21 protein-coding genes are annotated in these 24376 nt (G+C 71.9%); 8 read left to right on the top strand and 13 right to left on the bottom strand.

Annotated elements, in window-relative coordinates:
• Positions 1–6 precede the first annotated feature (6 nt).
• Together D3P35_RS15690 and D3P35_RS15685 are read left to right on the top strand one after the other, a co-directional pair.
• On the top strand, positions 7–915 hold the full coding sequence (locus D3P35_RS15690; RefSeq protein WP_198670645.1) for a histone deacetylase: 909 nt from the start codon (positions 7–9) through the stop codon (positions 913–915).
• An 805-nt stretch (positions 916–1720) separates the two neighbouring features.
• Entirely contained in the window at positions 1721–1993 is a 273-nt protein-coding gene (locus D3P35_RS15685) for a hypothetical protein (RefSeq protein ID WP_118135690.1), read from the top strand.
• Between the two features lies 1 nt (position 1994).
• Here the strand turns inward: D3P35_RS15685 and D3P35_RS15680 are convergent, their stop codons facing one another.
• Both D3P35_RS15680 and mnmA read right to left on the bottom strand, forming a co-directional pair.
• Entirely contained in the window at positions 1995–3374 is a 1380-nt protein-coding gene (locus tag D3P35_RS15680) for a dipeptidase (protein ID WP_118135689.1), read from the bottom strand.
• An 86-nt stretch (positions 3375–3460) separates the two neighbouring features.
• Positions 3461–4609 (bottom strand): tRNA 2-thiouridine(34) synthase MnmA, encoded by a 1149-nt coding sequence (gene mnmA, locus D3P35_RS15675; protein WP_118135688.1) that lies wholly within the window; start codon positions 4607–4609, stop codon positions 3461–3463.
• Positions 4610–4734: 125 nt separating this feature from the next.
• On the opposite strand from mnmA, the gene D3P35_RS15670 reads away from it, so the two are divergent.
• From D3P35_RS15670 to ligA, 3 genes are all read left to right on the top strand, one after another.
• Positions 4735–5007 (top strand): DUF1153 domain-containing protein, encoded by a 273-nt coding sequence (locus D3P35_RS15670; protein ID WP_118135687.1) that lies wholly within the window; start codon positions 4735–4737, stop codon positions 5005–5007.
• Positions 5008–5130: 123 nt separating this feature from the next.
• Positions 5131–5832, top strand: a complete 702-nt coding sequence (gene ctrA / locus D3P35_RS15665; protein WP_118135686.1) for a response regulator transcription factor CtrA — start codon at positions 5131–5133, stop codon at positions 5830–5832.
• A 341-nt stretch (positions 5833–6173) separates the two neighbouring features.
• Complete coding sequence (gene ligA, locus D3P35_RS15660; RefSeq protein ID WP_118135685.1) at positions 6174–8291, top strand: NAD-dependent DNA ligase LigA; 2118 nt, start codon at positions 6174–6176, stop codon at positions 8289–8291.
• 147 nt (positions 8292–8438) lie between these two features.
• Here ligA and D3P35_RS15655 read toward each other — a convergent pair whose 3' ends face one another.
• The 9 genes from D3P35_RS15655 to D3P35_RS15615 all read right to left on the bottom strand — a co-directional run bounded on the left by D3P35_RS15655 (position 8439) and on the right by D3P35_RS15615 (position 20060).
• Positions 8439–9536 carry a M48 family metalloprotease gene (locus D3P35_RS15655; protein WP_118135684.1) on the bottom strand — a complete coding sequence of 366 codons (1098 nt, stop codon included), beginning with the start codon at positions 9534–9536 and terminating at the stop codon, positions 8439–8441.
• Positions 9537–9762: 226 nt separating this feature from the next.
• Positions 9763–11385 carry a long-chain-fatty-acid--CoA ligase gene (locus D3P35_RS15650; RefSeq protein ID WP_118135683.1) on the bottom strand — a complete coding sequence of 541 codons (1623 nt, stop codon included), beginning with the start codon at positions 11383–11385 and terminating at the stop codon, positions 9763–9765.
• A 278-nt stretch (positions 11386–11663) separates the two neighbouring features.
• Positions 11664–13862 carry a 3-hydroxyacyl-CoA dehydrogenase NAD-binding domain-containing protein gene (locus D3P35_RS15645; RefSeq protein ID WP_118135682.1) on the bottom strand — a complete coding sequence of 733 codons (2199 nt, stop codon included), beginning with the start codon at positions 13860–13862 and terminating at the stop codon, positions 11664–11666.
• On the bottom strand, positions 13859–14344 hold the full coding sequence (locus tag D3P35_RS15640; protein ID WP_118135681.1) for a cupin domain-containing protein: 486 nt from the start codon (positions 14342–14344) through the stop codon (positions 13859–13861). The genes D3P35_RS15645 and D3P35_RS15640 overlap by 4 nt, the downstream gene beginning before the upstream one ends.
• Positions 14345–14347: 3 nt before the next feature.
• Entirely contained in the window at positions 14348–15559 is a 1212-nt protein-coding gene (locus D3P35_RS15635) for an acetyl-CoA C-acetyltransferase (protein ID WP_118135680.1), read from the bottom strand.
• 16 nt (positions 15560–15575) lie between these two features.
• Positions 15576–16211: a glutathione S-transferase family protein gene (locus D3P35_RS15630; protein ID WP_118135679.1), complete on the bottom strand. Its 636-nt coding sequence runs from the start codon at positions 16209–16211 to the stop codon at positions 15576–15578.
• 206 nt (positions 16212–16417) lie between these two features.
• The gene (locus D3P35_RS15625) at positions 16418–18196 is read right to left on the bottom strand and encodes an acyl-CoA dehydrogenase (RefSeq protein ID WP_118135678.1); all 1779 of its coding nucleotides are present in this window, start codon (positions 18194–18196) and stop codon (positions 16418–16420) included.
• A 212-nt stretch (positions 18197–18408) separates the two neighbouring features.
• Positions 18409–18774: a MerR family DNA-binding transcriptional regulator gene (locus tag D3P35_RS15620; RefSeq protein ID WP_370031561.1), complete on the bottom strand. Its 366-nt coding sequence runs from the start codon at positions 18772–18774 to the stop codon at positions 18409–18411.
• A gap of 140 nt (positions 18775–18914) precedes the next feature.
• Positions 18915–20060: a putative manganese transporter gene (locus D3P35_RS15615; RefSeq protein WP_118135676.1), complete on the bottom strand. Its 1146-nt coding sequence runs from the start codon at positions 20058–20060 to the stop codon at positions 18915–18917.
• 157 nt (positions 20061–20217) lie between these two features.
• Between D3P35_RS15615 and D3P35_RS15610 the strand changes: the two genes are divergently transcribed.
• The 3 genes from D3P35_RS15610 (at position 20218) to D3P35_RS15600 (ending at position 22645) form a co-directional block, all read left to right on the top strand.
• Complete coding sequence (locus tag D3P35_RS15610; protein ID WP_118135675.1) at positions 20218–20670, top strand: PaaI family thioesterase; 453 nt, start codon at positions 20218–20220, stop codon at positions 20668–20670.
• The gene (locus tag D3P35_RS15605) at positions 20670–21182 is read left to right on the top strand and encodes a PaaI family thioesterase (protein WP_118135674.1); all 513 of its coding nucleotides are present in this window, start codon (positions 20670–20672) and stop codon (positions 21180–21182) included. The genes D3P35_RS15610 and D3P35_RS15605 overlap by 1 nt, the downstream gene beginning before the upstream one ends.
• A 122-nt stretch (positions 21183–21304) precedes the next feature.
• Entirely contained in the window at positions 21305–22645 is a 1341-nt protein-coding gene (locus D3P35_RS15600) for an MATE family efflux transporter (RefSeq protein ID WP_118135673.1), read from the top strand.
• A gap of 22 nt (positions 22646–22667) precedes the next feature.
• Here D3P35_RS15600 and D3P35_RS15595 read toward each other — a convergent pair whose 3' ends face one another.
• Positions 22668–23720 carry a quinone-dependent dihydroorotate dehydrogenase gene (locus D3P35_RS15595; RefSeq protein WP_118135672.1) on the bottom strand — a complete coding sequence of 351 codons (1053 nt, stop codon included), beginning with the start codon at positions 23718–23720 and terminating at the stop codon, positions 22668–22670.
• 312 nt (positions 23721–24032) lie between these two features.
• Positions 24033–24374, bottom strand: coding sequence for a DUF952 domain-containing protein (locus tag D3P35_RS15590; protein WP_118135671.1), 342 nt, complete (start codon positions 24372–24374; stop codon positions 24033–24035).
• Positions 24375–24376 lie beyond the last annotated feature (2 nt).

The following is a 24376-nucleotide window of genomic DNA, read 5'->3' as shown; positions in this document are numbered from 1 at the left end:
CCGGGCATGCCGCCTCTGGTCTGGCACCCGGACTATACCATCACGCTCGCCCGCGGCCGGCGCTTTCCGATGTCGAAATACGGCTACCTGCGCGCCGCCCTCGTGCGCCGGGGCATGATGCCGGAGAGCGGCGGCTACCTCGCGCCCGCGCCGGCCGGCCTGCACCGCATCGCCCGGGTGCACGAGATCGGCTACGTGGAGCGGGTGTTCGACGACCGGCTCACGCCCGAAGAGCTGCGCGCCATCGGCCTCGGCAGTTCGGCGCAGATCGCCCGGCGCAGCCGGCTGGCCTGCGCCGGCACGCTGCTCGCCGCCCGGCTGGCGCTGGAACACGGGCTGGCCTGCAACCTCGCCGGCGGCTCGCACCACGCGGGCCCCCTGCGCGGCGCGGGATACTGCGTGTTCAACGATGTCGCCTTCGCCGCGCGTTCGCTGCTCGACGAGGGCATGGTGCGCCGCATCCTCGTGGTCGATCTCGACGTGCACCAAGGTGACGGCACCGCCCGCATCTTCGAGGGCGACGGCGACGTGACCACCTTCTCGCTCCATGCCGAGGCGAACTACCCGCGCGAGAAGGCCCGCTCCAGCCTCGACATCGGCCTGCCCGACGCCACGGGCGACACGGCCTATCTCGACACGCTCTCCCGCGCGCTCGAGCGGCTGCTGGCCGGCCCGCGCCCCTCCATCGTGTTCTACAACGCCGGCGCCGACCCGGTGGCGGAAGACCGTATCGGCCGGCTCGCCCTCAGCCGCGCCGGGCTCGCCGCGCGCGACCGCATGGTGCTCACCCGGATGCGCGCCGCCGGCCTGCCGGTGGTCACCGTGCTCGGCGGCGGATACGGCCACGACCCCGAGGAAGTCGCCGAGCGCCACGTGCTGCTGATCGAGGCCGCCCGCGACACCGCCGCCGCCTGACTGCCTGCGGCAGGGCCGGATCCGCGGCCGCGTCTTCGGTGCGTTTCGGTAATGCGGGCAATTCCCGGTCAATCGGATGTGAACGCCCCGGGCTTGGAACCCCGGGCCCGCGGCCCCACGTCAAGTGCAGCAACGGCCAGGGTCCCCGGTCCGTTGCGCGACCCGCCGCAGTCCCTCTCTCACACCAGCATCGGCGGCGGGTCGCACTTTTTCCGATATCCGGAACACCCCCGAGCCGCAGCGCGACGACTGCCACGTTCCGTTCGTCCGGAGCCTCCGTGGCCGGACCCCGGCTGTCGGGGGCGCGGTACAAGAGCGGTGTCGCATCCCGCGGGCGCGCCCCGGCCGCGGCGCGGGCGGGCGCCCCATCCGCTCTCCCCCTCCGGCATGCGTCGACCGCCATCGCGCAGCCTGGGAGCCGCGATCCCCGCGCGTTTCGCCGCTGCCGCGGAGGCGTCTGCCCCCCGGCGCTCCTCGAGGCGCGGGTGCCACGGAGCCTGTGCGAGCGCGCCCTGCACACCCGATCCTGGCCCGCGGCGCGCATCTCCTGCGGAGGCAGGCGCTGTGCATGCCTCGTGCCGCCGCGCGCTCCGCGAAGCGTCTCGCGAAGCTTCGGGATCCGTGTCCGGACGCGTCCCGCTGCTCTTGTGCGCGCGAGCGTTCCGCGCCTCTCGTCCGGGCAAGCGTTCCGCGCGCCTTGCGTGCGCGCGCGTTCCGCAAGTCTCGTTAATGCGCGCGTTCCGCGGCCCTTGTTAATGCGCGCGTTCCGCGCGACCCTCCGCAAGCACCCAAGGAGGGCCCACGGATGAGTGAGAAGGAGTTGAGCCCGGAAGACCCGCGCGGCCTGATCTCGGAGGCCTATCGCATCGAGGGCATCGGGGCGGAGGATTGCCGGTCGATCTACTTCGACTGGGCGCTGGGCATGCCGGCGGAGGCCGATCTCGCCGCGCTCACCCGGGCGCTGCACGCCCGGCTGGCGCCCGCGGCCCCCGACCATCCGATGAGTGCCGTGCTGGCCGAGGGGGCAGGGCGCACCGCCCCCCGGCCGCGGCGGCGCGGGGGGCGGCGGCGGGGCTAGCTCAGGCCTTCGCCAGCGCGTCGAGGATGCGCGCCCAGCTGCGCGCGCCCTTGTGGAAGCTGCGCAGCTCGTATTTCTCGTTGGGCGAGTGGATCTGGTCGTCGTCGAGCCCGAAGCCCACCATCAGGCTGTTCATCCCGAGGATCTTGCGGAAATGCCCGACGATCGGGATCGAGCCGCCCATGCCGGAGAACACGGCCTCGGTGGCCCATTCCTCGGTGAGGGCGGCCTGCGCGGCGGTGAATTCCGGCGTGTCGGTGGGAAGCTCGGTCGCCATCGAGCCGCCATGCGGCTTGTACTCCACCGTCACGTCGGCGGGCAGGCAGCTCTCCACGTAGGAGCGCAGGGCGGCGCGCAGCTTCACCGGGTCCTGCTGGCTCACCAGCCGCATCGACACCTTGGCCGAGGCCTGGGCCGGCAGCACGGTCTTGAAGCCCTCGCCTGTGTAGCCGCCGATGATGCCGTTGAACTCCAGCGTCGGGCGCGACCAGATCTGCTCCAGCGCGGAATAGCCCTTCTCCCCGGCCGGCACCTTCAGCCCCACCTCGCCGAGGAAGGCCTCGCCGTCGAACTTGAGCGCGTCCCACTGGGCCTTGATGTCGGCGGGCAGATCGGCCACGTCGTCGTAGAAGCCGGGCAGGGTGACACGGCCCTCGTCGTCATGCAGCCCGGCGAGGATCTTCGCGAGGATGCGGATCGGGTTTGCCGCCGGGCCGCCGAAGGAGCCGGAGTGCAGGTCCTTGTCCGCCGCCTTGATGGTGATCTGCTCGCCCAGCATGCCGCGCAGCCGGGTGGCGATGGCGGGGGTGTTGCGGTCGAGCATGCCGGTGTCGCAGACCAGCGCCAGCTCGGCCTTCAGCTCCTCCGCGTTCGCCTCGAGGAAGGGGATGAGCGAGGGCGAGCCGGATTCCTCCTCACCCTCGAACAGGATGGTCACGTTGGCCGGCAGCTTGCCGGTGACCGCCTTCCAGGCCCGGCAGGCCTCGAGGAAGGTCATCAGCTGGCCCTTGTCATCCGCCGCACCGCGGGCACGGATCACCGCGCCATGCGCGGTCTCCTCGATGGCGGGCTCGAAGGGCGGGCGGGTCCACAGCTCCAGCGGGTCCACCGGCTGCACGTCGTAATGACCGTAGAACAGCACGTGCCGGCCCTCGCCGCCGGAATGCGCCACCACCATCGGCCGGCCCGGCGTGTCGCGCCGCGTGGCCTCGAAGCCGAGCGATTTCAGGTCCTCCACCAGCCAGTCCGCCGCCTTCTCGCACTCCGCGGCATAGGCGGGGTCGGTCGAGATGCTCTGCATGCGCAGCAGCGCGAAGAGCCGCTCCAGCGCCTGCGGGCGGTCGGCATCGATATGGGCGAGAACGTCGTCGAGCTGCGACATGCGGGGGCTCCTTTCGGGGAGGTTCGGACTTCGGGCCAGAGGCTATGCCGCGGCTTGCCGAGTGTCCAGAACCCCCGCGGCGGCCCTCAGCCGCGGTGGATCCAGCCGCCGCCCAGCACCCGGTTGCCCTCCGGCGCGTAGAACACGCAGGCCTGGCCCGGCGCCACGCCCTCCTCGGCCGAGAGCAGCTCCACGCGCGCCGTGTCCGGCCCGGTGGGGTGGATGCGCGCGGGCCGCGGCGGCCGGGCGGAGCGCACCTTCACCAGCATCTCCCAGCCGCCCTCGGGCGCCTGCTCGAAGGGAACATGGCCCAGCCAGTTGATCTCGCGCACCGGGATCTCGCGGATGGCGAGGGCCTCGCGCGGGCCGACGATGACCTGCCGTGCGTCCGGATCGAGCTTCACCACGTAGAGCGGCTCGCCGCCGCCGATGCCGAGGCCGCGGCGCTGGCCCACGGTGTAATGCAGCACACCGTCGTGGCGGCCCAGCCTGCGTCCATCGAGATGCACGATCTCGCCGGGCTCGGCCGCGCCGGGGCGCAGCTTCGCGATCACGTCGGCATAGCCGCCCTCGGGCACGAAGCAGATGTCCTGGCTGTCGGGCTTGTCGGCCACGGTGAGGCCGAACTCGGCGGCGAGCGCCCGGGTCTCGGCCTTGCTCTTCAGGTGGCCGAGCGGGAAGCGCAGGTAGGAGAGCTGCTCGGGCGTGGTGGTGAACAGGAAGTAGGACTGGTCGCGCCCGGGGTCGGCGGCGCGGTGCAGCTCGGGGCCCTGCGCGCCCTCGAAGCGCTGCACGTAATGGCCGGTGGCCATGCAGTCGGCGTCGAGCTCACGCGCGGTCTCCAGCAGGTCGCGGAACTTCACCCGCTCGTTGCAGCGCACGCAGGGAATGGGGGTGGCGCCGGCGAGGTAGCTGTCGGCGAACTCGTCGATCACGCTCTCGCGGAAGCGGTTCTCGTAATCGAGCACGTAATGCGGGAAGCCCATCACCTCGGCCACGCGGGAGGCGTCGTAGATGTCCTGGCCCGCGCAGCAGGCACCCTTCTTCTGCAGGGCGGCGCCGTGGTCGTAGAGCTGGAGGGTGACGCCCACCACGTCGTAGCCCTCGCGCTTGAGCTGGGCTGCGACGACCGAGCTGTCCACCCCGCCGGACATGGCGACGACCACCCGCGTTTCGGCGGGCGGCTTGGCGAATCCGAGGCTGTTGAGGCCCGTCGCGGGCAGGGCATTGGCCATGAGCGTCTCCTTGGCGCCCTTATATAGGCGCGGGCTCGCGCGCCACAAGCGAGGTTTCACCCCCCATTAAGCCATTCGGACTAGCCTTTCCCCCGGGTGAATACGAGTGAGTTAAGTGGGGTAACATGTATATCAAACGGGTGAACGGCCCCGTCTTCGCGACGGGGCTGAACGGAGAAGTCATAACGCGTTCGGACCTGCCGCCGGCAGATACGAAACGCTGGGTCGCGCGCCGCAAGGCTGCGGTCGTGGCGGCCGTCAACGGGGGCCTGATCAGCGCCGAGGAGGCGTGCAGGCGATATGCCCTGTCAATGGAGGAGCTGGATGCCTGGCGCGACGCGGTCGCCCGGCACGGAGCGCGCGCCCTGAGGGTTACCACGATGCAGACATTCCGTTAGTCTGCTAACAGTGCCCGCACCGGACGCAATTTTGCAATGAAATGTCAATGGTAACTCTATGTTTACTATTGGCGCTCCAGACTGGTTAACTGTTGATGGGGAGGCAGTCTCAGGAGAGTTTCTATGCGTGTTCTACTGGTTGAGGATGACCCGACGACCTCGCGCAGCATCGAGATGATGCTCAGCAAGGCGAACCTGAATGTGTACACAACGGACCTGGGTGAGGAGGGAATTGATCTCGCACGTCTCTACGACTACGACCTGATCCTGCTGGACCTGAACCTGCCGGACATGACCGGCTACGAGGTTCTGCGCCAGCTCCGGGTCTCGAAGATCGCGACGCCGATCCTGATTCTCTCGGGTCTCGATGACACCGAGAACAAGATCCGCGGTTTCGGCGTCGGCGCCGATGACTACATGACCAAGCCCTTCAACAGCGACGAGCTGGTGGCGCGGATCCACGCCATCGTGCGGCGCTCCAAGGGCCACGCCCAGTCGGTGATCGAGACCGGCAAGGTGCGGGTGAACCTCGATGCCAAGACGGTGGACGTGGCCGGCAAGCCCGTGCCGCTCACCGGCAAGGAATACCAGATGCTCGAGCTGCTCTCGCTGCGCAAGGGCACCACGCTCACCAAGGAGATGTTCCTCAATCATCTCTACGGCGGCATGGACGAGCCGGAGCTGAAGATCATCGACGTGTTCATCTGCAAGCTGCGCAAGAAGCTCGCGGTGGCCACGGAAGGTGACAACTACATCGAGACCGTCTGGGGCCGCGGCTACGTGCTGCGCGACCCGATCCCCTCCCAGGCCGCGATGGCGGGCTGAGAGACCGAGGCAGGACAGGGCCGGGCAGCGAGGCGGCAGACCTCTCCCGGCGCCCCGGAAGCACCGCTCCGGGGCCGGCGGCTGGCAGAGCCGCCAGAGACGTCACCCTGGCGCTTTCCGGGCAGCAGTGTTCCGGCAGCCGGGCGGAACGAAGGTCGAGCCGGCTCACGCTCCGGCGGCCGGGGGCGCAGGCATTCGCCATGCGCATGCTTTCACCACCAGGAAGGCGGAGTGGCGCGACACGTGCCCGCTGCGGCGGCAGGCCGGCGGCACGGGCTTCGACCACTGGACGCGAGCGGTCCGGAAGATAGATTGCACTCCGATCTTCGGGAGGGCGAATCGTGACCGACACCGACATTTCCGCACTGACGGAAGAGCAGGCCCGCGCCGAGCTCGAACGGCTGGCCCGGCTCATCGCCGAGGCCGATGTCGCCTATCACCAGGAGGATGCGCCGCGCATCTCCGACGCGGAATACGACGCCCTGCGCCGCCGCAACCTCGACATCGAGGAGCGTTTCCCCGAGCTTCGCCGCGCGGACAGCCCCGCCCTGCGGGTGGGCGCCGCTCCGGCCGAGGGCTTCGCCAAGGTCCGCCACCGCATCCGCATGCTCTCGCTCGCCAATGCCTTCTCCGCGCAGGAGGTGAGCGAGTTCGACAGCCGCATCCGCCGCTTCCTCGGCCTCGATGCCGAGGCGCCGCTGGCCTACACCGCCGAGCCGAAGATCGACGGGCTGTCGCTCTCGCTGCGCTACGAGAAGGGCGTGCTGGTGCAGGCCGCGACGCGCGGCGACGGGGCGGAGGGCGAGAACGTGACCGCCAACGCCCGCACGGTCGACGACATCCCCGAGCGCATCGCCGACGCCCCGGAGGTGATGGAGGTGCGCGGCGAGGTCTACATGGCGCATGACGATTTCGCCGCCCTCAACGCCGCGCAGGAGGCGCGCAACCTGCGCCCCTTCGCCAACCCGCGCAATGCCGCCGCCGGCTCGCTGCGCCAGCTCGACGCCTCCATCACCGCCGCGCGGCCGCTGCGCTTCTTTGCCTATGCCTGGGGCGAGGTGTCCGGGCGGCTGGGCGAGACCCAGTCCGGCGTGCTGGAGCGGTTCCGCTCGATGGGGTTCAGCGTGAACCCGCTCACCGGCATCTGCGACGGGCCGGAGGCGCTGATCGCGCGCTACGAGCACATCGCCGCCGAACGCGCCATGCTGCCCTATGACATCGACGGCGTGGTCTACAAGCTCGACCGGCTCGACCTGCAGGAGCGGCTCGGCTTCCGTTCCACCACGCCGCGCTGGGCGATCGCGCACAAGTTCGCCGCCGAGGAGGCGGTGACCGAGCTGCTGGGCATCGACATCCAGGTCGGCCGCACAGGCGCGCTCTCGCCCGTGGCGCGGCTGCGCCCGGTCACGGTGGGGGGCGTGGTGGTCTCGAACGCCACGCTGCACAACGAGGATTACATCGCGGGCAAGGGCGGCGACGGCGAGGAGATCCGCGGCGGCCGCGACATCCGCGTGGGCGACTGGGTGACGGTCTACCGCGCCGGCGACGTGATCCCCAAGATCAAGGACGTCGATCTCTCGCGCCGCCCCGAGGGCACCGAGGCCTACCGCTTCCCCGACACCTGCCCGGCCTGCGGCAGCCACGCCGTGCGCGAGCCGGGCGAGGCGGTGCGCCGCTGCACGGGCGGGCTGGTGTGCCCCGCGCAATCGGTTGAAAAGCTGAAGCATTTCGTCTCCCGCGCGGCGTTCGACATCGAGGGGCTGGGGGCGAAGCAGGTCGAGCTCTTCCACACCATGGGCTGGGTGAACGAGCCGGCCGACATCTTCACCCTGCAGGAGCGCTACGGCCCGGGCAAGCTGCAGCAGGTGCAGTCGCTCGAGGGCTGGGGCGAGAAATCGGCCACCAAGCTCTTCGCCGCGATCGACGAGCGCCGGCGCATCCCGCTCAACCGGCTGATCTTCGGCCTCGGCATCCGCCACGTGGGCGAGAGCACGGCGACGCTGCTCGCCCGCCACTACGGCTCGTGGTCGGCCTTCGAGGCGGCGATGCGCGCGGCACAGGAGGACGAGGCCGAGCGCCAGGGCCTGCTCGACATCGACGGCGTGGGCAACGTGCTCGCCACCGCGCTGATCGAGACCTTCGCCGAGCCGAAGTCCCGCGCGGCGATGGAGCGGCTGCTCGCCCATCTCGAGGTGGAGGACGTGGAGGCGCCGAGCGGCGCGGGCAGCCCGGTGGCCGGCAAGACCGTGGTCTTCACCGGCACGCTGGAGAAGATGACCCGCGCCGAGGCCAAGGCCCGCGCCGAGAGCCTCGGCGCCAAGGTCTCCGGCTCGGTGTCGAAGAAGACCGACATCGTGGTGGCCGGGCCCGGCGCCGGCTCGAAGCTCGCCCAGGCCGAGAAGCTCGGGCTCGAGGTGCTGACCGAGGATGACTGGCTGGCGCTGATCGCCGGGGCCTGAGGCGTACCGGCAGGGCATCCGGCCCGGAGGGGCCGGGTCGGGGGTTTGCCGCGCCCCGGGCGCGGCGGGTCCGCAGATGCGCTGTCCGGAGAAACGGGCGCCGCGCCCGCTGGGGGCGCCCGGGGCGATGCGGCCGCGGCCCCGCGCTCAGCGGTCGCAGATGCCGCGCAGGGCCACCCAGTCCTGGTCGTCGAGGGCGGGGAGGAAGCGGGTGTCGTCCGCCTCCGCCGGCGGGGCGCCGGCGACATGGCGGGCGGCATGGGGCAGGGGGCCGTCGCCTTCCTCCGTGAGGCGGATGAGCAGCTCGCGGCCGGCGTCCTGCGGCAGGCCGGCCTCGCGCAGCAGCCCGGCGGCGCGGGCGATGGCGGCGGCCTCGGTCTCGTCGTCGTAATCGGTGCGCGGCAGGTCGGCGGCGAGGCGGGCGACCGTTTCGGGGTCGATGCGTCCGAAGAGGATGTCGAGCATCTCCAGCGGCCGGGCGAGGGCGAGGGCACGGCCCGTGGGGTCCTCCGCCAGCACGTGGCCCATGGCATGGGCGAGCAGGCCGGCCAGTTCCTCCGGGCTCTGTGCCGCCTCGATCAGCCCGCGAAACACCAGGATGCGCCGGCCGGGCACGGCGAAGACGCTCTGCATCGGGTGGTCGAGCACGTGAACGGTGATGCGGCCGCCCTCGGCATCGTTGCGGGTGAGGCGGGTCATGAGCCGCGACATGGCGCGAACGCCCTCCGGCGCGTCGCAGACGCGCACCGGGCTGCCGTCGCCGAGCGTGTCACGCAGGTCGGTCACCATGGCGCGGCCGAGCATCTGCTGGCGGGCCTGCGGCACCAGCAGCGCGATCTGCGTGGCGAGCAGCGGCACCGCGAGGTAGAGCGCCACCAGCGCGACCACCAGCGTGGCCGTGCCGGTGAGCAGGCGCAGCGGCGTGCGGCTGCGCGGCGGCGGCGGGCCGTCAAGGTCGCGGCACACGAGGGTGAGCGCCTCGATCATGTCGGGGTCGGAGACTTCCAGCCGCTCCTCGCTCTCCAGCCCGGGGGCGAGGTGCAGCGTGCCGCCGGGCATCGAGCCGGGCAGCCGGCGCAGCGAGGCCAGCGCCCAGTGGGTGATCGGCAGGTCGTCGGTGCCCAGCAGGGTGAGCGTGGCCTCGCCGAACTTCACCACCACCTCGCGCGGGGGCTCGCCCGAGCCGTCGAAATAGAGGCCGAGCGCCTCGAGCAGCGCGTAACGTTCGAGAGCGGTGCGGGACATCAGTGCAGGGCGCTCCTGCGGGCCTTGGGGCTGCGGGCGGCCGGTCTGGCGCTGCCCGGGGCGGAGGGCAGGGAAGGGGGGGTCATTTCATGCATTCTTTCCGGGCGAAGCGCTCGGGAGGCAGCCTAGCAAGGCGGCGGGGGAAGGTCATCCGCCAAAGCGCCCGCGCGCGCGGGTTGCGCGCGACTGTGGTGCGGGAGCCGCGCTGCCGGCCCCCGGCACGGGGTCATTCCGGGGCGACGTAGTTCATCTCGGCGAGCTGCCGGCGCAGGGTGAGCTTGGAGATCTTGCCGGTGGCCGTGTGCGGGATCTCGGAGACGAAGAGCACGTCGTCGGGCACCTGCCAGCGGGCGAAGCGGGTGCCGATGAGGTCGAGGATCGACTGTTTCTCCGGCGTCCGGCCCGGGCGCGGCACCACCACGAGCAGCGGGCGCTCGTCCCATTTCGGGTGGGGGATGCCGATGGCGGCGGCCTCGGCCACGTCCGGGTGGCCCACGGCGGCGTTTTCCAGCTCGATCGAGGAGATCCACTCGCCGCCGGACTTGATCACGTCCTTCGAGCGGTCGGTGATGCGCACGTAGCCCAGCGGGTCCATGGTCGCCATGTCGCCGGTGTCGAACCAGCCCTGCGGGCAGAGCGCGTCCTCCTCCTCGTGCAGGTAGCGGCGCAGCACGGCGGGGCCGCGGGCCTTCAGCCGGCCCTGCGTGCGGCCGTCCTGCGGCAGGGGGGTGCCGGCATCGTCGGTGATGGCGAGCTCGATGCCGAAGGGCGGGTGGCCAACGGTCTCCTGGGTGTCGAGCCGGGCCTCGGGGGCGAGGGCCTCCACCTCGGGCTTGAAGGTGCAGACCGTGCCCAGCGGCGACATCTCGGTCATGCCCCAGGCGTGCAGCACCTTCACGCCGTAGCGGTCCTGGAAGGCCTCGATCACCGCGCGCGGGCAGGAGGAGCCGCCGATCACCACCCGGTCGAGATGCGGCAGCCCGAGGCGGTTTTCCTCGAGATACTGCAGCAGGCCCAGCCAGATGGTCGGCACCGCGGCGGTGATGGTGACCCCGAGCGAGAGCATCTCGTAGAGCGCGGCGGGGCTCATGTCGCGCCCCGGCATCACCATCGCCGCGCCCGACATCGGCGCGGAATAGGCGCAGGACCAGCCGTTGGCGTGGAACAGCGGCACCACGGGCATGAGCGTGTCGGTGGAGGCGAGGCCGAGCATGTCGCGCGCCTGGGCGGTGAGGGCATGCAGCACGTTGGAGCGGTGGGTATAGACCACGCCCTTGGGATTGCCGGTGGTGCCGGAGGTGTAGCAGATGCCGCAGGCCTCGCGCTCGGAGCCCCCGGTCCAGCCGGTGTCGCCATCGGTGCCGGCGCGCCACTCCTCGTAGCTGATGGCGGGCAGGGCGGTGGCGGGCATGCGGGCCGTGTCGGTGAGCACGATCCAGCGGCGGATCTTCGGCAGCCGGTCGGCGATGGCCTCGAGCACCGGCAGCAGGTCGGCATCGACCATCATCACCGTCGCGCCGGCGTGGTTGATGATGTAGACGAGCTGGTCGGCGAAGAGCCGCGGGTTGAGCGTGTGCAGCACCGCGCCGGCGCCGGGGATGCCGTACCACAGCTCCATCATGCGGGGCGTGTTCCAGGCCATCACGCCCACCACGTCGCCCTTGCCGATGCCGTCGCGCCTGAGCGCCTGGGTGACACGCAGCGCGCCTTCGCGCAGGGCGCCGTAACTGCTCTCGACGAGCTCCCCCTCCGCGCTGCGCCCGGCGAGCCGCCGGCCGGCGTGGTAGCGCGCCGCGTGGTCGAGGATATGCGTGACGCGCATCTCCCAGTCCTGCATCAGGTTGTGCATTCGCGTGTCCTCCCATGTGGACTTGCCCCGGGCCTTTTCCGGCCTCTGGGGAAGAAGGGTAGCACGAAGCGCGGGCTTCGCCGCTCATTCTTACGTGCAGGGGACTCGCGGGCAGGAGCTTGCGGGCATGCGCCGGCGCGCGGCCCCGCTGCGCCGGCCGCCCGGGCGTCACGCTCCCGGAGCCGGGCACGGCGGCGCGCGGGGGCCATCCCCGGCGCGCCGGACAGTCGGCCTTCGGCTGTCCGCGGGCGGGCCGGGCAGATGCGGCCTGTCGTGCCTCAGGCGGCGTCGCGGCGGGTGGCGCCGGGGTAGAAGCGGCGCTCACCGGTGGCCATGTCGCGCAGCAGGGCGGGGGGGGCGAAGCGCGGGCCGCAGCGGGCGGCGAGCTCTTCGGCCATTTCCAGCACCCGGCCGGGCCCGGTCATGTCGACCCAGGAGAACGGCCCGCCCGACCAGGGCATGAAGCCCCAGCCGAGGATGGCGCCCACATCGCCGGCGCGCACATCCGTGAGCACGCCCTCCTCGAGCGCGCGCAGGGCCTCCAGCACCTGGATGAGGATGAGGCGGTGGCGCACCTCCTCCACCCCCGGCTGCTCGGGTGCCATCGGCCAATGGCCGGCGAGCCCGGGCCAGAGGCCGGTGCGTTTGCCTGCCTCGTCATAGGCATAGAAGCCGGCCTTCGCCTTGCGCCCCAGCCGGCCCTCGCCTTCGAGCGTGAAGATCACGTCATCCGCGGCGCTGGGCGGCCGGCCTTCGCCGGCGGCGCTCGTGGCCCGCGCGATGCGGGCGGCGAGGTCGATCGAGGTTTCGTCGACGAGCTGCAGGGGCCCGAGCGGCATGCCCATGCCGGTGGCGGCATGCTCCACCAGCACCGGGTTCACGCCTTCGGCGACGAGCATCACGCCCTCGTTGATGTAGGGGATGATGCAGCGGTTGGCGTAGAAGAAGCGCGCGTCGTTCACCACGATCGGGGTCTTGCCGATCTGGCGCACGAAGTCGAGCGCGCGGGCCACGGCGGCATCGCCGGTCTGCTTGCCGCGGATGATCTCCACCAGCATCATCCGGTCCACCGGCGAGAAGAAATGGATGCCGATGAAGTTTTCCGGCCGGGCGCTCGCCTTCGCGAGGCCGGAGACCGGCAGGGTGGAGGTGTTGGTGGCCAGCGTCGCCTGCGGCCCGAGCTGGCCTTCGGCGGCCGAGAGCACCGGCGCCTTCACGGCAGGGTCCTCGAACACCGCCTCGATCACGAGGTCGGCGCCGGCGAGCAGGCCCATGTCGGCCCCGGCGGTGATGCGGGCGAGGGCGGCGTCGCGCGCCCCGGGCGCGAGGCGGCCGCGGTCGACGCTCGCCTCCAGCCGCTTCGCGATGCCGGCGCGGCCGGCCTCGGCGGCCTCCGCGTCGCGGTCGAGCAGCACCACGTCGATGCCGGCGGCGGCGGCCACCTGGGCGATGCCGGCGCCCATCATGCCCGCCCCGATCACCCCGAGGCGGGAGACCTTGCGGTCGGCCACGCCCTCGGGGCGCAGGGCGCCCTTCTCCAGCGCCTGCTTGGAGAGGAACAGCGAGCGGATCATCGCCTCCGACGAGGGGTCGAGGATGACGGAGACGAAGTGCCTCGCCTCGATCCTCAGCGCGGTGTCGAAGGGCACCAGCGCGCCCTCGTAGATGGCCGAGAGCAGCGCCTTCGCCGCCGGGTAGACGCCCTGCGTGCGGCCATGCACCATCGCCGCCGCCCCCACGAAGGTGGGAAAGCCGGGCGCGGTGTAGGGCGCGCCGCCGGGCATCTTCCAGCCCTTGCGGTCCCAGGGCTTGATCAGCTCGTCCGGCTTTGCCGAGAGCACCCAGGCGCGGGCGGTCTCCAGCAGCGCCTCGGGCTCGGTGACCTCGTCGATCAGGCCGAAATCGAGCGCCTCGGCGGGTTTCATCATCTTGCCTTCCAGCAGGATGGGCGCGGAGGCCATCAGCCCCAGCATGCGCGACACGCGCATGGTGCCGCCGGCGCCGGGGAACAGCCCCACCTTGATCTCCGGCAGCCCGAGCCGCGCGCGCGGCGCATCGGCCACGAAGCGGCGGTGGCAGGCGAGCGCGATCTCGAGCCCGATGCCCGCGGCGGTGCCGGGCGAGGCCCAGGCCACCGGCTTGCCGCCCTTGCCGGTCTTCGGGTCGGCGCCCGCGCGCTCGAGCCGGCGCAGCACGCCGTGCATCTTCATCAGCCCCTCGAACAGCGCCTTCCCCGGCGCGCTGGCCGAGGCGGCGCGCAGGGCGCCGAGCACCCGCAGGTCCATGCCGCCGGCGAAATCCTTCTTCCCGGAGGTCACCACGATGCCCTTCACCGCGTCATCGGCGAGCGCGCGCTCGAGATGGGTGGAGAGCTCCTCCAGCGCCTCGAAGGTGAGCACGTTCATCGCGGTGTCCGGCTGGTCCCACAGGATGGTGGCGATGCCGGCGTCGTCGGAGAGGTAGTGGAAATCGGTCATGTGTCTCGCTCCTTGCGGGGCAGCGGGGTGCCGTCGCGGCGGGTAAAGCGGTCGCTGTCGCTACCGGCATCGCGGCGGAGGACGAGGTCGATGTCGGCATAGTGGCAGCAATCCTGCCACGCGCGGGTGCCGACCACGAGATAGGTGGCGGGCGCGTCGGTGTGGTTCACCAGCCGGTGGTGCACCGGCACGCCGGCCTTCCAGCCCGCACCCTCGCCGGGGGCGAGCGGGTAGCTCTCGTGGTCCTCCTCCACCGTGAGCGCGCCGGAGAGCAGCCAGACGAACTCGTCCTCCGCCTCGTGCCAGTGGCGGATGGAGGAGGCGGCGCCGGGCTCCAGTGTCTGCAGCACCACGCCGAACTGGGTGAGGCCGGCGGCATCGCCGAGATCCCGCGCGCTGTAGCGGCCCATGCCGGCGTCATGCGGCGGCGGGTAGCCGGTGCCGCTGTAGCTCTCCAGGCTCTCGGGGCGGATGCGCGGCATGGCTCACACCCGCTCGATGATGGTGGCAGCCCCCATGCCGGAGCCGATGCACAGCGTGGTGAGAGCGGTTTCCCTGTCCGAGCGCTCCAGCTCGTCGAGCACCGTGCCCAGGATCATCGCGCCGGTGGCGCCCAGCGGGTGGCCCATGGCGATGGCGCCGCCGTTCACGTTCACCCGGTCATGGTCGAGGTCGAAGGCCTGCATGAAGCGCAGCACCACCGAGGCGAAGGCCTCGTTCACCTCGAAGATGTCGATATCGTCGGCGCTCATGCCCGCCCGCTCCAGCACCCGGCGCGAGACCGGCACCGGGCCGGTGAGCATGATCGTGGGGTCGGAGCCGATCTTGGCCGTGGCGCGGATGCGGGCGCGCGGCGTGAGGCCGGCCGCCTCGCCGAAGGCCTTCGAGCCGATCAGCACCCCGGCCGCACCATCGGCGATGCCGGAGGAATTGCCGGCATGGTGCACGTGCTCGATGCGCTCGAGCTCGGGGTATTTCATCAGCGCCACGGCGTCGAAGCCCGGCATCACCTCGCCCAGCTCGCGGAACGAGGGCTTCAGCGCGCCGAGGGACTGCATGTCGGTGCCGGGGCGGGGCAGCTCGTCCCGCGCGAGGATCTCGAGCCCGTTGCGGTCGCGCACGGGGGTGACGGAGCGGGCGAAGCGGCCCTCCTCCCAGGCGCGGGCGGCGCGCTTCTGGCTCTCCACCGCGTAGGCGTCGCAGGTGTCGCGGTCGAAGCCGTAGCGGGTGGCGATGATGTCCGAGGAGATGCCCTGCGGCACGAAATAGGCCTTCATCGCGAGCTCCGGGTCGGCGGCGATGGCGCCGCCGTCGGTGCCCATGGGCACGCGGGACATGCTCTCCACCCCGCCGGCGATATAGGCCTCGCCCTGGCCGCCCATCACCTGGCCGGCGGCCATGTTCACCGCCTCGAGGCCGGAGGCGCAGAAGCGGTTGACCGAGACGCCCGGCACGCTCTCGTCGAGCCCGGAGAGCAGCACGGCCGAGCGCGCGAGGCAGGCACCCTGTTCGCCGATCTGGGTGACATTGCCCCAGATCACGTCCTCGATCAGCCGGCTGTCGAGCCCGTTGCGCGCCACAAGCGCGTCGAGCACATCGGCCGAGAGGCGGACGGCGGAGACCTCGTGCAGCGCGCCGTCCGGCTTGCCCTTGCCGCGCGGGGTGCGCAGGGCGTCGTAGATGTAGGCGTCGGTCATGAGCGTCTCCTGCGTGTCAGCCGGGCAGGGGATGGCCCGGCATCAGGTCGTAGGGGTGTTTCCAGCCGGGCAGGGCGCGGATGCGCTCCGCCCAGGCGGCGACGGCGGGGAACTCGGCCGGATCGAAGCCGAACTCCTCGCCGTAGAATATGTAGCCGCAGCACGAAAGGTCAGCGGTGGTGGGGCGCGGTGCCGCAATCCACGCGCGGCTGGCGAGATGCGCCTCGAGCACCTTCATCGCCGCGCGCCAGCGGCCGGTGAGGAAGGCGATCACGTCCGGGTTGCGCGCCTTCTCGGGGGCGAAATTGGAGAGGAACCGGGCGGTGGCGATGTTGGCGGTGAGCTTGTGGTTGTCCCAGAGGGTCCAGCGCAGGATCTCGCGGCGCTCTTCCTCGGTCTCGGGGCCGAAGCGGCCGAGCGTGCCGGTGAGATAGTCGAGGATGACGCCGGACTGGCTGAGGGTGAGGGCCCCGTGCTGCAGGGTGGGCACCTCGGCCATGGGGTTGAGCGCCATGTACTCCGGCCCGCGGGCGGCGCCGTTGAAGAAATCGACGAAGATCGGCTCCCACTCCGCGCCGCAGAGCGTGAGCATCAGGGCGGGCTTGTAGGCGTTGCCCGACTGGGCGAAGCAATGAAGGGCGTATTCGGCCATGGTCAGTTCCTGGTGGCGGGCGGGCCCGCGGTGTGTCTTCGGCGGGCAGGCCCGCCGGGTCTTGCGGTGACGGGGCTCCCCGCCGTGGGTCTGGCGGCGGGGCCCGCCGGGTACGGGGTCGGCGGGTGTCCCCGCGGCTCGTGGTTCCGGCGGGATCCCCCGCCGGACGGGGTTCCGGCGGGTGTCCCCGCCGGGAAGTGGTGCCGTCAGAAGGCTTCTTCGGGCAGGGCGAACACCGGGGCGGCGCCGGTGCGGATGCGGATGAGGCGCGCGGCGGTCTCGGGCATGATGCGTGCCATGTAGAAGCGCGCCGTGGCGAGCTTGGCCTCGTAGAAGCCGGGGTCGGGCGGGGTGCCGGCCAGCGCCGTGGCGGCGACGCGCGCCATGTCCGCCCAGGCCCGGCCGAGGCAGACGAGCCCGAAGAGATGCAGGAAATCGGTGGAGCCGGCCAGCGCCCCGGCCGGGTTTGCCGGCCCTTCGGAGGCGAGCCAGGCCACCGCCTCGCCGAGGTCGGCCGCGCCGGCGGCGAGGGGGCCGAGGATGTCCTGCGGCAGCGAGCCGTCGCCCGAGCAGGCGGCGAGGTATTCGCCGGTTTCCTTCAGGTAGCCCGCGATGTGGTGGCCGCTGTCGGCGGCGAGCTTGCGCCCCACGAGGTCGAGCGCCTGCACGCCGTTGGTGCCCTCGTAGATCATCGCCACGCGGGCATCGCGCACGAATTGCGAGACGCCGGTCTCCTCGATGTAGCCGTGCCCGCCGAACACCTGCTGCGCGCTCACGCAGGCCTCGAAGCCGCGGTCGGTGAGGAAGCCCTTCACCACCGGGGTGAGCAGGGCGAGGCGGCCGGCGGCGTCGGCGTCGGCGCTGTGCTCCACCTCGTCGACCAGTGCGGCGGTGGCGAGCAGGAAGGCCCGGCCCCCCTCCACGAAGGCGCGCTGCTCCATCAGGGTGCGGCGGATGTCGGGGTGGCGGATGATCGGGTCGGCCGGCTGGCCGGGGTCGGAGGGGCCCGAGACGGCGCGGCCCTGCAGCCGCTCCCGCGCCCAGGTGACGGCGGCCTGGTGGGCGGCGGAGGCCTGCGCCAGCCCCTGCAGCCCCACCTTGATGCGCGCCTCGTTCATCATGGTGAACATCGCCCGCATGCCCTTGTGCGCCTCGCCGAGCAGGAAGCCGGTGGCGCCGTCATAGTCCATCACGCAGGTGGCGTTGGCGTGCACGCCCATCTTCTCCTCGAGCTTGGAGCAGGCGAGGGCATTGCGCGCGCCCGGGGCGCCGGCCGCGTCGGGCAGGAACTTCGGCACGATGAACAGCGACACGCCGCGGATGCCCTCCGGCCCGCCGGGAATGCGCGCGAGCACGAGGTGGACGATGTTCTCCGCGAGGTCATGCTCGCCGGAGGAGATGAAGATCTTCTGACCGGTGATGCGGTAGCTGCCGTCGGCCTGCGGCTCGGCGCGGCTGCGCATCAGCCCGAGGTCGGTGCCGCAATGCGGCTCGGTGAGGTTCATGGTGCCGGTCCAGCGCCCGGTGGTGAGCGGGGCGAGGTAGGTGCGCTTCTGCTCGGGCGTGCCATGCGCGCGGATGGTCGACCAGGCGCCATGGGTGAGGCCGGGGTACATCATCAGCGCCATGTTGGCGGAGACATGCATCTCCCCCACCGCGGCGCCGAGCAGGTGGGACTGGCCCTCGCCGCCCCATTCCTCGTCGCAGTCGAGCCCGTTCCAGCCGTCGTCGCGCAGACGGGCGTAGGCCTCGGCAAAGCCCTGCGGCGTGCGCACCACGCCGTTTTCCAGCCGGCAGCCGGCGCGGTCTCCCGGGGCGTTGAGGGGGGCGAGCACGTCGCGGGCGATGCGACCGGCCTCGGTGAGGATGGCGGCGCTGGTGTCGGGCTCGAGCGCGGCGAGCACGGGGACGGCGGTTTCCTCCACCCGCAGCACCTCGTGGAGGAGAAAGGCATAGTCGCGCAGCGGCGGCTCATAGCTCGGCATCGACCCTCCCGGCGCCCTGTCTCGGCGCGTCATGCCGGAGGGTGCGTCGGGCTGCCCGGGCAAGGGCCCCGGGCGCCGATCCTTTGCCGGCGCAAGCCGGTTCTCATCCCCCCCGGCGTGTTTCTGTCCGGTTTGTACCAGACGAGCGGAGGGGGGATGATTCGATCAAGCCGTTCCGCGCGCAGGGGCGCGGATAACGTCGCGTAAGCCCCTCATTCGGCGGCGTGGCGCTTGCCGGTGAGCATGCCGGCGATGGCGGCCTCGCGCAGGGCGCGCAGCTCGTCGATGGTCTGGTCGAGCTCCTCGCGCTCGCGCTCCAGCTCCTCGAGCCGGGTGGCCGAGCTCTCGATCCACATCCGGGTCTGCAGCTCCGTGCCCGCGTCCTCGTCGTAGAGGTCGAGCCACTGGCGGATGCGCTCCAGCGCGAAGCCGAAGCGCCGGCCGAGCAGGATGAGCTTCAGCCGGCCGCGGTCGCGCGGGGTGTAGAGCCGCTTGCGCCCTTCGCGTTCGGGCGCGATGAGCTCGATATATTCGTAATAACGCAATGTGCGGGGGGTTACACCGAACTCGGCACACATTTCGCTGATGGTCGATCGCCGCGTGGGCACGCCCGGAGCCTCCCTCCGTTGCATTTCTGAATGAGCGTTCATTTTCTGCGATGCCTCTGCCGGGGTCAAGCGCTCGCGTGTCGCAACACGGGCCAAGTGCCTAAATGGTGTCAGAACAGCCCCGGAGCAAGGAAGTAGACGCCATAAGCGACGAGAAGTGCAGGAATGGTACTATAGAGCGTGGCACGCACTGCCGCCCCGGGGTCGAGCGCGAGGGCGGGGAAGAGGGCGTCGCCGTCGTTGGAGATGGCGTTGCCGATGAGGGCTGAGAAGGGGATCAGCCCGTTGAGGAACAGCGTGGTGACCAGCACCTGCGGCCCGCAGCCCGGGATCAGCCCCACCGCGATGGCGATGAGCGGCAGCAGCGGCGCAACCGTGTCGAAGAGCTGCCCGAGGTCGATGCCGGTGAGGGTGATGAGGTACTCGTAGGCGAGGTAGGCCATGATCACGTAGGCGGTGACGAAGCTCGTCTCCTCGCTCATGCGCGCCAGCGGCGGGTCCTGCGGCGAGGTGATCGCGTCGACCGGCGAGGCGGCCCAGATCAGCGCGCCGAGGGCGATGCCGGCGAGCGCCACCCATTGCGGCAGGGCGCCGAAGGTCTCGGCCGGGTCGGTGTCGGCCAGCAGCATGGCCCCGAAGACGAGGCCGGGCGCGGCGAGGGCGAGGCTGGCGAAATCCCGCGCCCGCGGCCGGGCGATGCGCGCCGGCACGCAGGCCGGCGCCGCCGCCGTGGCGAGCCGGCCGGGGGCCAGCCAGTCCACCGCGTAGCCCGAGAGGATGCCGGTGGCAAAGCTCAGCGGCAGCACCACAGCCGCCACGTCCGGCCGGGTGGCGATGAGCAGGAAGGCCGCGTCGCCCATCGTGGCGGTGAGCGTGGCGGTGACCGCGCCCATGCCCACGTGGCCGGAGGAATAGGCCGCCACCACCACGATCGCGCCGCCGCAGCCCGGCAGCGCCCCGAACAGCGCCGCGATGGGCACCTGGAAACGGCGATGCCGGCGCATCAGGCTGCCCACGTCCACGTGCCAGGCGCGTTCCACACCGTAGAACAGCAGCAGCGTGGCGGCCACGAAGACCGACACCTGCAGGTAGGCATCGGTGAGCGCGCCGCGGGTGACCACGCCGATCTCTCCCGGCAGCACCGCGAGCAGCCCGAGCAGGGCCACGAGCGCGAGACGTCCGGGCCGGAAGGGGCCCGGCCCTGTCGCGAGGGCGGAGCGGGGCGGTCGGCCGGCGGTACCGGACTGGGAGGGCATCGTGTCTTCCTTCCTGTTGAGAACTATTCTCAATTGCAAGATCGGGGCAATTCATCTCAAAATCAAGCCCCGCGCAGGGACGGCTTGCCTCCGTTGCCGTTCCGGGCGGAGTATGATCAGGTGCGGCACCGGCAGAAGAGGGGAGTTTGCCCGAAACATGAGCACTTTCGATCTCGAGAAGCGGATCGAGCTGGCCCGCGGCTTCATCGGCGCGCTGCCGCATGCGCAGGCGCTGGGGATGGAATTCGTCTCCATGGCGCTGGCCGAGGCGGTGCTGCGCGTGCCCTATCACCCGCAGCTGGTGGGAGACCCGGAGACCGGGGTGATGCATGGCGGGGTGATCACCACCCTGCTCGACACCTGCTGTGGCACGGCGGTGATGTTGCACCCCACCAACGCGCTCGTCACCGCCACGATGGACCTGCGGATCGACTACATGCGCGCGGCCTCTCCCGGGCTCGCGGTGAGTGCCCGGGCCGAGTGCTACCACACCACGCGCAACGTGGGCTTCGTGCGCGCCACCGCCTTCGAGGCGGAGGACGAGAGCGCCGTTGTCGCCACCGCCAGCGGCGCCTTCATCATCGACCGTGCAACAGAGGGAGCCGCCTGATGGCCCGCCCGAAGCCCGAACCCGTGCAGGTGATCAAGAAGCGGCGCGACGCGGCGCTGCGCCAGCTCGTGGGCGCGGTGCCCTACATCGGCTTTCTCGGCGTCACCTTCGAGCGGCGGGGCGACGAGCTCACCGGCATCCTGGCCTATGACGAGAAGAACATCGGCAACCCGCTGCTGCCCGCCCTGCACGGCGGGGTGACCGGCGCCTTCCTCGAGATCACCGCCATCACCGAGCTCGCCTGGTCGATGATCTGGGAGCGGATCGAGAGCGGCGGGGAAGAGGCCGAGCGGCTGGAGGCGGGCGGCATGGTCTCGCTGCCGCGCACCATCGATTTCACCGTGGACTACCTCCGCTCCGGCCTGCCGCGCGATGCCTACGCCCGCGCCCGCATCACCCGCTCCGGGCGGCGCTATGCCTCGGTGCAGGTGGAGGGCTGGCAGGACAACCGCGACAAGCCCTTCATCCAGGCGACGGGGCATTTCATGATGCCCCGTTTCGACCGTGGCTGAGGCAGACCGCCGCGCCACCGGCCCGCGCGGGCGGGCCGGCACGAGGCGGCCGCTGCGCGGGGGCGTCTGAGGCCCGCCCGCCTCCGCCCTCGAGCCGCAAGCCGCACCGGACCCCACGGACCATGACAGACACCGTCTCCCCCTCCGCCATCACCCATGCGCGGGTGCTCAAGATCGCGCTGCCCATCGCGCTCTCCAACGCCACCGTGCCCATCCTCGGCGCCGTCGACACCGGGGTGGTGGGCCAGATCGGCCTCGCGGCCCCCATCGGTGCCGTGGGCATCGGCGCGATCATCCTCACCTCGATCTACTGGGTGTTCGGCTTCCTGCGCATGGGCACCTCGGGCCTCGTGGCCCAGGCCCGCGGCGCGGGCGACGTGGCCGAGACCGGGGCGCTGCTCACCCGGGCGCTGATGATCGGGGCGCTGGCGGGGCTGGTGTTCGTCGCGGCGCAGGTGCCGCTGTTCTGGGCCGCCTTCCGCATCGCGCCTGCCTCGAGCGAGGTGGAGGGGCTGGGCCGCGCCTATCTCGCCATCCGCATCTGGGGGGCGCCGGCCACCATCGCGCTCTACGCCGTCACCGGCTGGCTGATCGCGATGGAGCGCACGAGGGCGGTGCTGCTGCTGCAGCTGTGGATGAACGGGCTCAACGTCTGCCTCGATCTGTGGTTCGTGCTCGGGCTCGACTGGGGGGTGGAGGGCGTTGCCACCGCCACGCTGATCGCGGAATGGACCGGCCTCGCGCTCGGCCTCTGGCTGTGCCGCGCCGCCTTCACCGGGGCGCAGTGGCGCGACTGGGGGCGGGTGTTCGACCGCGCCCGGCTGCGGCGCATGGCGGCGGTGAACGGCGACATCATGGTGCGTTCGGTGCTGCTGCAGGCGAGCCTCACCAGCTTCCTGTTCCTCGGCGCCGATTTCGGCGACGTGACGCTGGCGGCAAACCAGATCCTGCTGCAGTTCCTCGAGATAACCGCCTGCGCGCTCGACGGTTTCGCCTTCGCGGCGGAGGCGCTGGTGGGGCAGGCGATGGGCGCGCGCGCCCGGGCCGCGCTGCGCCGGGGCGCCTGGCTCTCCAGCCTCTGGGGCGTGGGCGGCGCGCTTGTGCTGGCGCTCGCCTTCGCGCTGGGCGGCACGCTGATCATCGACGCGATGACCACCGCGGAGACGGTGCGCGCCGAGGCCCGCGCCTACCTGCCCTGGGCGGTGCTCGCCCCGGTGGTGGGCATCCTCGCCTGGATGTTCGACGGCATCTTCATCGGCGCCACCCGCACGCGGGACATGCGCATGGCGGCGATCTGGTCGAGCCTGATCTACGCCGGCGCGCTGGTGCTGCTCATTCCCGCCTTCGGCAACCACGGGCTTTGGGCCGGGCTGATGGTGCTCAACACCGCCCGCGCCGCGACGCTCTGGCTGCGCTACCCCGCGCTGGAGCGCGAGGCCGACGCACCGGGCGCGGGCGGCTGAGAGCCGTGCCCGGCCGCCTGCCTCAGCGGTGGTCGGCACCCACCGCATCGGCCACGGTGGCAAACCCGTCGCGCGCGAGCAGCGCCTCCAGCCCGTGCAGGATCTCGGGCACCAGCGACAGGCCGCGGTAGGCGAGCGCGGTGTAGAGCTGCAGGGCCGAGGCACCGGCGCGGATCTTGGCATAGGCCTGTTCGGCCGAGGCGATGCCGCCCACGCCGACGAGCGGAACCGCGCCTTCGGTGAGCCGGTAGAGCTCGGAGAGCACCGCGGTGGAGCGCGCGAAGACCGGCTGGCCGGAGAGGCCCCCGGTCTCGCCCCGCGCCGCGCTCGTGAGCCCGTCGCGCGCCAGCGTGGTGTTGGTGGCGACGATGGCGTCGATGCCCGTGCCGCGCGCGGTGGCGGCGATCTCCGCCAGCGCCGGGCTGTCGAGATCGGGCGCGATCTTCAGGAACACCGGAATGCGCCGGGGCAGGGCGTCGCGCGCGGTGAGCACGCCTTCGAGCAGGGCGCGCAGGGCGGCGGGGCCCTGCAGGTCGCGCAGCTTCTCGGTGTTGGGCGAGGAGATGTTGACGGTGGCGAAATCCACCAGCGGCCCGAGGCGCTCCATCAGGGCCACGTAATCGGCCGCGCGGTCTTCGCTGTCCTTGTTGGCGCCGAGGTTGAGGCCGGTGATGCCGGCGGGGCGCGGGGCCGCCAGCGCCTGCGCCATCGCCTCCATGCCCTTGTTGTTGAAGCCGAACCGGTTGATGACGCCGGCGTCCTGAGGCAGGCGGAACAGCCGCGGGCGCGGGTTTCCGGGCTGCGGGCGCGGGGTGACGGCACCGACCTCGACAAAGCCGAAACCGGCGCGCAGCAGCGGGCTCAGCGCCTCGGCGTTCTTGTCGAACCCGGCGGCGAGGCCGAGCGGGTTGGCCAGTTTCAGCCCGGCGAGCCGCGTGGCCAGCCGCGGCGAGGTGACCGGCCCCGGCGCCGGCGCGAGCCCGAGGCGCAGCGCCCGGATGGCGAGGCCATGGGCGGTCTCGGGGTCGATGCGGCGCAGCAGCGGCAGGCCGGCGCGTTCGAGGAAGGCGGACATGGGCGGGCTCCGGGAGCTGCTTCGGGTGCCGTTCTATCGGCCGGCGCGGGGGCCGGGGTCAAGAGGTGCGCGGCCGGTGCTGTCCGCGCCGGCCATTGCAGGGGAGGCGCGAGGCTGGCGGAGCACGCCGCGCCTGCCGGGCTGCCCGGTGGATGGCTGGAGGCCCCGGCGCTGCGGCCGGGGCAGCGGAGCGAGGGGCGGCCGTGGGGCTTGGCGTTGCGGCCCGGGGCAGCGGAGCGAGGCGGGCGGTGCCGGGACAGGGCCGGGGCGAACGGGAGAGTGCCCGGGCCGCGCGGGGCGGCCCGGGGCGTGTCAGGTGAGCTCGGGGAAGATGTGCCGGCCGTCGGGGCCGAGCGGCAGCGGGCGGCACCACAGGATCTCCTCGCGCGCGAGCGGGCGGTAGAGATGCGGGAAGAGCGCGCCGCCGCGCGAGGGCTCCCAGCGCAGCTCGGGGCCGAGGGCGTCGGCCTCGAGGGCTGCGAGCATCAGGCCCTCGGCGCCGGCGAAATGCTTTGCCGCCGTCTCCGCCGCCTGGGAGGCGGTGGAGAAATGGATGAAGCCGTCCGCGAGGTCGACAGGCGCGCCGCGGGTGGTGCCCGAGGCGGTCAGCGCGTCCCATTCCGGGGCGCGCCATATCTTGTAGATCAGGGGCATGG

Origin of the sequence: Oceanicella sp. SM1341, from assembly GCF_003448965.1 — a bacterium.
Lineage (GTDB): Bacteria > Pseudomonadota > Alphaproteobacteria > Rhodobacterales > Rhodobacteraceae > Paroceanicella.
This window is presented reverse-complemented; position numbering and strand designations above follow the sequence as displayed.

Bases quoted from the DNA above. Each gene is read 5' to 3' on its own strand.
- mnmA (WP_118135688.1), bottom strand. From the start codon at position 4,609: ATGGCCAATGCCCTGCCCGCGACGGGCCTCAACAGCCTCGGATTCGCC.
- D3P35_RS15610 (WP_118135675.1), top strand. From the start codon at position 20,218: ATGAGCACTTTCGATCTCGAGAAGCGGATCGAGCTGGCCCGCGGCTTC.
- D3P35_RS15670 (WP_118135687.1), top strand. From the start codon at position 4,735: ATGTATATCAAACGGGTGAACGGCCCCGTCTTCGCGACGGGGCTGAAC.
- D3P35_RS15655 (WP_118135684.1), bottom strand. From the start codon at position 9,536: ATGTCCCGCACCGCTCTCGAACGTTACGCGCTGCTCGAGGCGCTCGGC.
- D3P35_RS15625 (WP_118135678.1), bottom strand. From the start codon at position 18,196: ATGCCGAGCTATGAGCCGCCGCTGCGCGACTATGCCTTTCTCCTCCAC.
- D3P35_RS15680 (WP_118135689.1), bottom strand. From the start codon at position 3,374: ATGTCGCAGCTCGACGACGTTCTCGCCCATATCGATGCCGACCGCCCG.
- D3P35_RS15630 (WP_118135679.1), bottom strand. From the start codon at position 16,211: ATGGCCGAATACGCCCTTCATTGCTTCGCCCAGTCGGGCAACGCCTAC.
- ctrA (WP_118135686.1), top strand. From the start codon at position 5,131: ATGCGTGTTCTACTGGTTGAGGATGACCCGACGACCTCGCGCAGCATC.
- D3P35_RS15620 (WP_370031561.1), bottom strand. From the start codon at position 18,774: ATGTGTGCCGAGTTCGGTGTAACCCCCCGCACATTGCGTTATTACGAA.
- D3P35_RS15615 (WP_118135676.1), bottom strand. From the start codon at position 20,060: ATGCCCTCCCAGTCCGGTACCGCCGGCCGACCGCCCCGCTCCGCCCTC.
- D3P35_RS15690 (WP_198670645.1), top strand. From the start codon at position 7: ATGCCGCCTCTGGTCTGGCACCCGGACTATACCATCACGCTCGCCCGC.
- D3P35_RS15650 (WP_118135683.1), bottom strand. From the start codon at position 11,385: ATGCACAACCTGATGCAGGACTGGGAGATGCGCGTCACGCATATCCTC.
- D3P35_RS15595 (WP_118135672.1), bottom strand. From the start codon at position 23,720: ATGTCCGCCTTCCTCGAACGCGCCGGCCTGCCGCTGCTGCGCCGCATC.
- D3P35_RS15635 (WP_118135680.1), bottom strand. From the start codon at position 15,559: ATGACCGACGCCTACATCTACGACGCCCTGCGCACCCCGCGCGGCAAG.
- D3P35_RS15600 (WP_118135673.1), top strand. From the start codon at position 21,305: ATGACAGACACCGTCTCCCCCTCCGCCATCACCCATGCGCGGGTGCTC.
- D3P35_RS15590 (WP_118135671.1), bottom strand. From the start codon at position 24,374: ATGCCCCTGATCTACAAGATATGGCGCGCCCCGGAATGGGACGCGCTG.
- D3P35_RS15640 (WP_118135681.1), bottom strand. From the start codon at position 14,344: ATGCCGCGCATCCGCCCCGAGAGCCTGGAGAGCTACAGCGGCACCGGC.
- D3P35_RS15605 (WP_118135674.1), top strand. From the start codon at position 20,670: ATGGCCCGCCCGAAGCCCGAACCCGTGCAGGTGATCAAGAAGCGGCGC.
- D3P35_RS15645 (WP_118135682.1), bottom strand. From the start codon at position 13,862: ATGACCGATTTCCACTACCTCTCCGACGACGCCGGCATCGCCACCATC.
- D3P35_RS15685 (WP_118135690.1), top strand. From the start codon at position 1,721: ATGAGTGAGAAGGAGTTGAGCCCGGAAGACCCGCGCGGCCTGATCTCG.